This is a genomic window from Dehalococcoidales bacterium, from assembly GCA_028716225.1.
Taxonomy (GTDB): Bacteria; Chloroflexota; Dehalococcoidia; order Dehalococcoidales; family UBA5760; genus UBA5760.
The window spans coordinates 1-7,436 of sequence record JAQUQE010000050.1 but is presented as its reverse complement, the minus strand read 5'-3'; the positions used below and the strand labels follow the sequence as shown (position 1 = coordinate 7,436).

The following is a 7,436-nucleotide window of genomic DNA, read 5'->3' as shown; positions in this document are numbered from 1 at the left end:
TAGTTTGCGCTGATCTCAACATCAACGATCTTCCCGTTTTTACACCTGTGGCGCGTTTCAAATCGATCTCCGCCGACCTTCTTTATCCTAGCAATACGCTCAACAGTTTCGGTGGGTTCCTCAACCGTCTCTATGTCAGATATGCTCATCTTCAGTAACTCGTCACGGCGATAACCCACAAGTCGGCAATAGGCTTCGTTCACTTCTAGAAACCGTCCCTGCATATCCGCCAGCCAGAACCCTTCTACGGACTTCTTAATAATAGTCTCAAATTCGAGCTCCGCCTGTTTTCGCTCGGTAACGTCCCTGGACGATGTTACAAACCCAAGGGTACCTCCGTTGTCATCTTTTATTAACCGGCTAACTGATTCAAACCAGACGTAATCGCCGGATTTCTTACGGATTCGATAAGAAAGTATAACAGGTTCCCCTTTTTCGGCCTTCTTGCGATCCACTTCTTGCAGTGTTTTCAGATCTTGCGGATGTATAAGTTCCCAGGGATTTGTCCCGACTAATTCCTGTGGATCATAACCAAGTATCTCTTTGCAGGCAGGGCTGACATACACATATCTGTGATTAGGATCGTGAAAACATACGATATCACCCGAGTTTTCCGAAATGAACCGGTATATATCCTCCTGTTGTTCTATTCCGGATTTCCTAGTACCTTTCGTCATTTCAGCTACCTCCGTATGATACTGGCCTGCCCCCAGTAGTGATGAGCTTGTTAAGTCACAGCCAATGTTAAGATAGCCTCGGGGGCCAAATAGGCTATTTAAGGAACCGGGCGATTACAGCCAGCAAATCCTCTTTCCGGAAGGGTTTGGTAATGTACTCATCGGCGCCTACCTTCTTACCCAGCTCCTGGTTTAACTTATGGCCCACAGCAGTCAGTATAACCACTGGAATTGTCCTGGTTGCCTCGTCCGTCTTGATTTTATAGCAGGCGTTATAGCCATCCATCCCCGGCATAAGGATATCCATAAAAATAAGGTCCGGTTTCTGGCGGCCGGCAATATCCAGAGCCTCCTGCCCGTTACTTGCCTCGAGAATGGTGTAGTGCTTCTCGAGCATACCCCTCAAGACCAGCCTGATATTCTGCTCATCATCAACAACAAGTATTTTTCTGGCATCCATGCTGTCCTCCCTTCCCACGGTTTCTTACTGACGACAGCCGACTAAACCCTAAATATATCGAGGTCTCGCAGGTGCTAAGCCGTACCGTTCAGTTCACCACGGTATTTGATATCCGGTCATCCCAATATCATGCCATCACCACCCCTAACTAATTGATGGCTATCTTATACTACTTTTCTGTCTCCCGGTCAATCAGCTACGGGTATCTTTTTCTTCACCCTGAGGAAGGCATCTACCACCGCAGGGGTAAACTGGGTCCCCCGGCCTTTTTCTATCTCAGCGCAGGCCATCTCATCACTCATCGCCTTACGGTAGGAACGCGCAGAGGTCATCGCATCAAATGAATCGGCCACTGCCAGGACACTGGCACCCCGACACCATGAGGGAACCCCACCCCCAACCCCCTCATGAACCATTTCAGGGCAACCTTTAGCCGCCAGAATACCGGCAGACGGAGGCATTTCTGTTAAAGGCAGGCCGTCAGGATAACCAGCACCATCGTAGCGTTCATGGTGATGGCGCACCATAAACAGAATATCTTTATCCTCCACGATGGGGGCCAGGATACGCTCTCCAAGCTCGCAGTGGCTTTTTACATACTGAAACTCATCATCGGTAAGCCGCTCCGGTTTATTCAGCACCGGCTCTTTCACCCCTATCTTACCGATATCGTGGAGCAGCCCCGCCAGCCTGATCTTCTCGATTTCTTCCGACGGTAAACCCAGCTCCGTAGCGATCACTACAGACAAAGCGGCGACCCACTCGGAGTGGCCGCTGGTATACCTATCCTTAGCCTCCAAGGCATAGGCAAGAGCAGTAATCGAATTCAAGAACGACCGGCGGATTTTCTCTGCCTGCAGGCTAACCCGCTCTTCCAGGTGCTGCTGGTAGTACCGGTTCTCCAGCTCCAGCCTTTTCCTCTCCAGAGCTCGCTCCACGCTCAAGACGACTCCGCTAAGGTTAAACGGTTTGGTAACATAGTCATAGGCACCATGCTTCATGCAATGCACAGCGGTATCGGTATCGGTGGTAGCGGTAGCCATAATAACTACCGTATCAGGGTAAGCAGCCCTTATTTCGGGCAGTAACTGAACCCCTGATTTACCCGGCATTTTGATATCGAGAAGAACCAGTGCCACCGCACCATCCTGCAACTCATCCATAGCCTGAGCGGCACCACCGGCTTCGCGACACCGATAGCCCATGCTAACCAGCTTCCGCCCGAGGAGTTTGCGAATCGCTTCCTCATCATCAACTATCAGTATCGTTTCCTTAGCGGGCATCTCTTCCCTCATCTCAATTTTCTCCTGTAATTACCCGTTTTACCTCTTCCTTCAGACTAGCGATGTCAAAGGGCTTGGGAACACAGGGGACTCCGGTCGTTTTGAGGAACTCCCTGGTATTGGCGCTGATCACGTCTCCGGTGATAAAGATGACCCTCTTCTGCAGGGAAGGGGCTATTCCCCCCAGCTCATCGTACAGCTCGGCACCGCTTAGACCGGGCAGCCTGATATCGGAAATGATAAGATCGTAACCCTCCTGCTCCTTAATCATCCCAAGGGCCTCTCTGCCGCTGCCTGAAGTCGCCACATCGTAACCCTCGCCACCGAGTAACTTATTCAGCAACGCTAGTATGGCCGGCTCATCATCCACCACCAGTATCCGGCCCCCGATGATCTTCTCGGATGCCTTGATCGCCCCGGTATCCTCAACTTTCTCCTCTTCCTCCGTTACGATTGGCAGCTCGACGAAGAAGGTGGCCCCCTTGCCTTCCTCACTCTCGGCATACAGCGCCCCGTTATGCTCGGTGATGATGCCCCGGGACAGGCTCAGGCCCAGTCCGGTTCCTTCCCCCACCTCTTTGGTGGTGAAGAAGGGGTCGAATATCCTCTCCAGGTTCTCCCGGGCGATGCCCGGTCCGTCATCGGCAAACGATATCCGTATCCTGTCGCCGGCCCGCTCCGTCCTGATAGTAAGTCTGCCCCTGCCGTGGGCCTTCTTCATCTCCGCCTCAGCATTGACGATGATGTTGAGGAACACCTGCTGGAGCTGGCCGGTATCGGCCACCGTCCAGGGTAGGCCGTTATCGAACCGGGCTTCTACCTCGATATTGGACGTCTCCAGGGCATACTTGCGCAGGGCTAGGGTGCTCTCAATTATCTCGTTGATGCCGGTGCGGTTTTGTACTGGTTTGTGCTGGCGGGCGAAGGTAAGCAGCCCCTTAACGATGCCGGCTACCCTCTGTGAACTGTCGTAAATAATTTCCACGTCCTGCCTCAAATCTTCGGGCAGGTCCTTCTCCATCAGCAGCTCGGAGAAGCCGACCACGCTGGTTAAGGGGTTGTTTATCTCATGTGCAATGCCGGAGGCCATTTCGCCGATGGAGGCCAACCTGTCGGTAACCTGTGCCTTCCTCTCCATCTCCAACTTCTCCGCCTCTGCCTTCTTACGCTCTGTGATATCTCTGATCACGGTAATGAATCCGACGGGGTCTCCGTCGGATTCATTACTGAGGACACTGGAGCTTAACTCACCGGGAAATCTGCTGCCATCCTTCCTAACAAATATGTACTCGATATCCCGTGTAATACCTGTCTCCAGAGTCCTCATCATATTTTTTATGACTCTATCGTGATCAATTTCATCCACATATTCAAAAACCCCATGCCCGACAACCTGGTCTTTATGGTCATAGCCAAACATAAGAACGGCCGCTCTATTCGCGTCACTTATATTACCATCCAGATCGGAGCACACGATACCCTCGCTTACAGAATGAAACATAAGACGGAATTTGCCCTCCGATGTCTTTAACGCATCCTCTGCCTGCTTACGCTCTCCAATTTCCTCTATTAGCTCTCTGGTCTTTGATTTCACCCGAGACCTAAGTAGATAATTTCCCCCTACAAGTATACCTGCCGCAACTCCTATACCGATGAACAGCCACTTCACCCAAGTGGGAATGATGGTTTTTTCTTCTGGCTTTACTCCGAGCCACTTTTCCTGCGATTGATAATATACGGAATTACTGTCTGCCTTTAGCTCCTTCATGTGTGAATCAATTTTTGCTATGAGATATGGAGTTAAACTTGACTCTTTGGGGAAAGCGAAATAAAGGGTATGGGGCTGGAATATTATGGCAGTCCTGACGAGGTTAAACTGCTCTAAATGCTGGTTGGCAAAGTCCCTGTTGGAGATACCGGCATCTACCTCACCACTTTTCACCAGTTCAAAAACCCGGGTGTAACTATCTACCTCGATTAAAGTGCAACTAATATGGAAAGCGTTAATTAATTCTTTTATACCTCCCGATCCTTCAACACTTGAGCTACCCGCAAATACCGCTATTGTTTTTCCTTCCAGGTCAAGGATGGATTGTATATCGTTACCTGCTTTCGCATACACGCTTGACCAGCTCACATACGTATTCTCGTTTGGAAAATCATACAGTTTACCTCTCTCCTCGGTATAAGCAACGTCTGGCATTATATCAATTTCATTGGTTTCTAACCTAGATAGACACTCCGTCCAAGTACCAGTTACATACTCTATATTCCAGTCTTCCTCTGAGGCGATATATTCAATAATGTCTGGCCAGAATCCAGCAGCTTTACCGCTATCATCAGTAAAGATTTTGGGGTGATTCTCATAAACCCCTACTCTGATTGTGATTGAATCATTCGCAAAAACAATGGGAGAGGTGACGGCAACATGAATCAGTAACAAACCCAATATAGGCATCAGATATCTCTTTATCGCCCTCATTAATTGGCCTCCACTTTTCCTCTGTTAGTCTATCTGCTTGCATGAATTATACTTCCAGTCGTTTGGCTAAATTAGCACTACTTACACCAACTGTCAAGCAACCCGTGTATGCAGGATAACGATAAAAGATATGTCTTTTGCTAAAGATGATGATAACTTAATATCTTCCGAGAGAGATTGAGGTGATTAAGTACATTTTCTCCAATATTTATACCGCTGGTATAATCGCCGGTGTTGTTGATGAAGTGCATTCCGGTTTTAATAGTAAAGAGTTATCTCTGGACATAGAAGGGTTGAGTAAATCCGCGCATTGATTAACTTTTATTTAGATATCGAGCATATCATGAACTATGCGTAAGGGAGAATCTCGATATGGTGGTGAAGCATACGATGAGCATGGGGTTTGAGGATAACTTGACGGTTTAGAGGGATAGAGAGATTAATGAGGTTTACCTTTTGTGCGGTTGAGTGAGGTGGTGGCTTAACAATTTGGTACCGCCTGTTGGGGGTAGGTCACATCCCGACAAATCTTAGCCAAACATTAACCGGCAGGTGAATATTCTTAACCTCCATAACTTTTTCATTACCTTGCTTTAACCCCAATGTTATATATAGAATGATTGACTGAAGTTATATAGCGATAGATGTGTGTCCCATGAGAATAGCCGTCTATAGTTCTGAGACTATTGCCGAGAGAATCAGGAAGTCCCTCCACGTAACGGGGGTCACCGTGGTTCCCATTATTCCGGGTGTATTTGCCCGGCATGATATTCCCTCGATGGATCGGCTGTTGGATTCGGATCTGATAATCATGGAAGCGGCCGCACCGGATGTAGATAAAATCTGCCAGCATTTGAAAAGCTCTGGGTACGTACCTTTGGTCGTGCTGATTGATGAGAATCACGTCGACTGGGAGCGATTATGCTATTGCGGGGCTTTGGCTTATATTTCACTCTCTGCGGGGGAGCGGGAGTTCGACTTGCGAATTAACAGCGTTATCAAAAACATATCTGCTACGCCACCAGAGCCCTCAGGGGGGTCAACCTTATGAAGAAGATAGCCAGTCGTCGGGCAGTCATGGTAATACAGGTTTTGATGCTTACAGACTGGTATTCGTCTATTTCTCACCAGACTATGACGTCTATGTGGTCAGAAGTGAGAGTATGACACTAGTGATAAACTTGGGAGAAGTAATATTGGTTACGCAGTCACAATACACCATTACTACCCTCCAGTAGCAAGCACCTCTATTAATCCCCTATTTTCGCTAAATTTTTCATCGTATATCGTGAAAGGGTTACACTTTAGTCAGGATCACGTAATTTTGCCCAGGGCATAGCTATACAAGTTAAACTTTCGTGCAGCCGATATCACTAGAGGTGCTTAGACAATCAGTATGACGCGATATCTACCGAATTAACTCGGCGATTGTCTTATCCCCGGCTTTGTCAGGGTGGTATTGCGGGTGGGCGTGATAGTCTGGATCGAGCCCTACTTCGTCTACCATTTCAGTCAACGCCTCTGCGACGGACATATCTTCGGCACATAGGTTGTTAATAAGCTCAAGGGTAGCTTGATCAACATAGCCCAGGCCAATACTGGCGCTCCAGCCCATATAAACCGAAGCTCCCTTATGAATAAAGGCCTCAGCCATATCGCCTTGGTAAGCGCTGGAACACCCCATCATTATTATGGCAGTATCCTGAAATTTACCCTCCATACTTTTTATGATAAAGCTTGAGGACACCGCGAAAACCATGGGGTAGTCTTCTGTCATCTGTGCCGGTAGTATCTGATCACCAATCTGTTCCCAAACAAGCTCCGTAATCTTATAGGTCTCACCGGTAAAAAGAAATGTCGGCCCTATTTCTCCCTCATCTGGGGATCCCTCACCACCCAACATACCCGAATGAGCCCTGAAGATAATCAGCCTGTAGCCATAGGTGGGAAGCTTACGGTAGAGGTCGACGGTAACTTCCTCGCCGTGGTAGACATCGACCTCAAAACCATATTCTTCAAGATAGTTAGTGGCCTGTTGAATAAAATCCTGGTTCGGCTCAAGGACATAGAGTTGGTCAATTATGGCAGCCTTAAGCTCTCCAGAAGGGCCAGAACCTTCCGGGCTGTTAAAGTGACATGCCCTGATACCAACGACGGCACCAGTAATTCCCAGCGCGATAGCCAGCCAGAGATACCAGGGCAGCTTCTTATTGTGAAGTTCACCCTTTCTCTGTCTCTTAGTCTTGGTCAATGCTTGCCCTGCGAGCGGAGCGGTGCCTCATAAGCAAGTAAGCACCGGCTATTATAGCCCCAGCCAGACCAAGCCACGGTGCCAGAACTACCATCTTGTTTATCGGATAGACCTCACCACCTACGCTGCGCCTTGCAGACGAAGGAGCAGAGTTAGCGTAAGCGCCAAATGGCGCACCGGTCAGATCAGCCAGGCTAGGGCTAGTTTCATCATCAATCCGGGCCCATATATATCCGCTATAGCCCTTGGTATCTGTTGTGTCTACACCACTATCTGAGCATTC

8 protein-coding genes are annotated in these 7,436 nt (G+C 48.7%); 2 read left to right on the top strand and 6 right to left on the bottom strand.

Annotated elements, in window-relative coordinates; genetic code table 11:
* The 4 genes from PHI12_12450 to PHI12_12435 all read right to left on the bottom strand — a co-directional run.
* Positions 1 to 677 (bottom strand): PAS domain S-box protein (locus tag PHI12_12450; protein MDD5511600.1); only part of this gene is annotated, 677 nt, incomplete at its 3' end.
* Positions 678 to 771: 94 nt separating this feature from the next.
* Positions 772 to 1,137, bottom strand: a complete 366-nt coding sequence (locus tag PHI12_12445; GenBank protein ID MDD5511599.1) for a response regulator — start codon at positions 1,135 to 1,137, stop codon at positions 772 to 774.
* A 188-nt stretch (positions 1,138 to 1,325) separates the two neighbouring features.
* Positions 1,326 to 2,432 carry a response regulator gene (locus PHI12_12440; GenBank protein ID MDD5511598.1) on the bottom strand — a complete coding sequence of 369 codons (1,107 nt, stop codon included), beginning with the start codon at positions 2,430 to 2,432 and terminating at the stop codon, positions 1,326 to 1,328.
* Between the two features lies 1 nt (position 2,433).
* Positions 2,434 to 4,902 carry a transporter substrate-binding domain-containing protein gene (locus PHI12_12435; GenBank protein ID MDD5511597.1) on the bottom strand — a complete coding sequence of 823 codons (2,469 nt, stop codon included), beginning with the start codon at positions 4,900 to 4,902 and terminating at the stop codon, positions 2,434 to 2,436.
* Between the two features lie 182 nt (positions 4,903 to 5,084).
* Here PHI12_12435 and PHI12_12430 point away from each other — a divergent pair, with 182 nt between their 5' ends.
* Complete coding sequence (locus PHI12_12430) at positions 5,085 to 5,216, top strand: hypothetical protein (GenBank protein MDD5511596.1); 132 nt, start codon at positions 5,085 to 5,087, stop codon at positions 5,214 to 5,216.
* A gap of 341 nt (positions 5,217 to 5,557) precedes the next feature.
* Positions 5,558 to 5,953 carry a hypothetical protein gene (locus PHI12_12425; protein MDD5511595.1) on the top strand — a complete coding sequence of 132 codons (396 nt, stop codon included), beginning with the start codon at positions 5,558 to 5,560 and terminating at the stop codon, positions 5,951 to 5,953.
* 357 nt (positions 5,954 to 6,310) lie between these two features.
* Here PHI12_12425 and PHI12_12420 read toward each other — a convergent pair whose 3' ends face one another.
* Positions 6,311 to 7,153: a hypothetical protein gene (locus tag PHI12_12420; protein MDD5511594.1), complete on the bottom strand. Its 843-nt coding sequence runs from the start codon at positions 7,151 to 7,153 to the stop codon at positions 6,311 to 6,313.
* The coding region (locus PHI12_12415) for a hypothetical protein (GenBank protein ID MDD5511593.1) at positions 7,140 to 7,436 on the bottom strand (297 nt) is incomplete at its 5' end. The genes PHI12_12420 and PHI12_12415, both read right to left, overlap by 14 nt.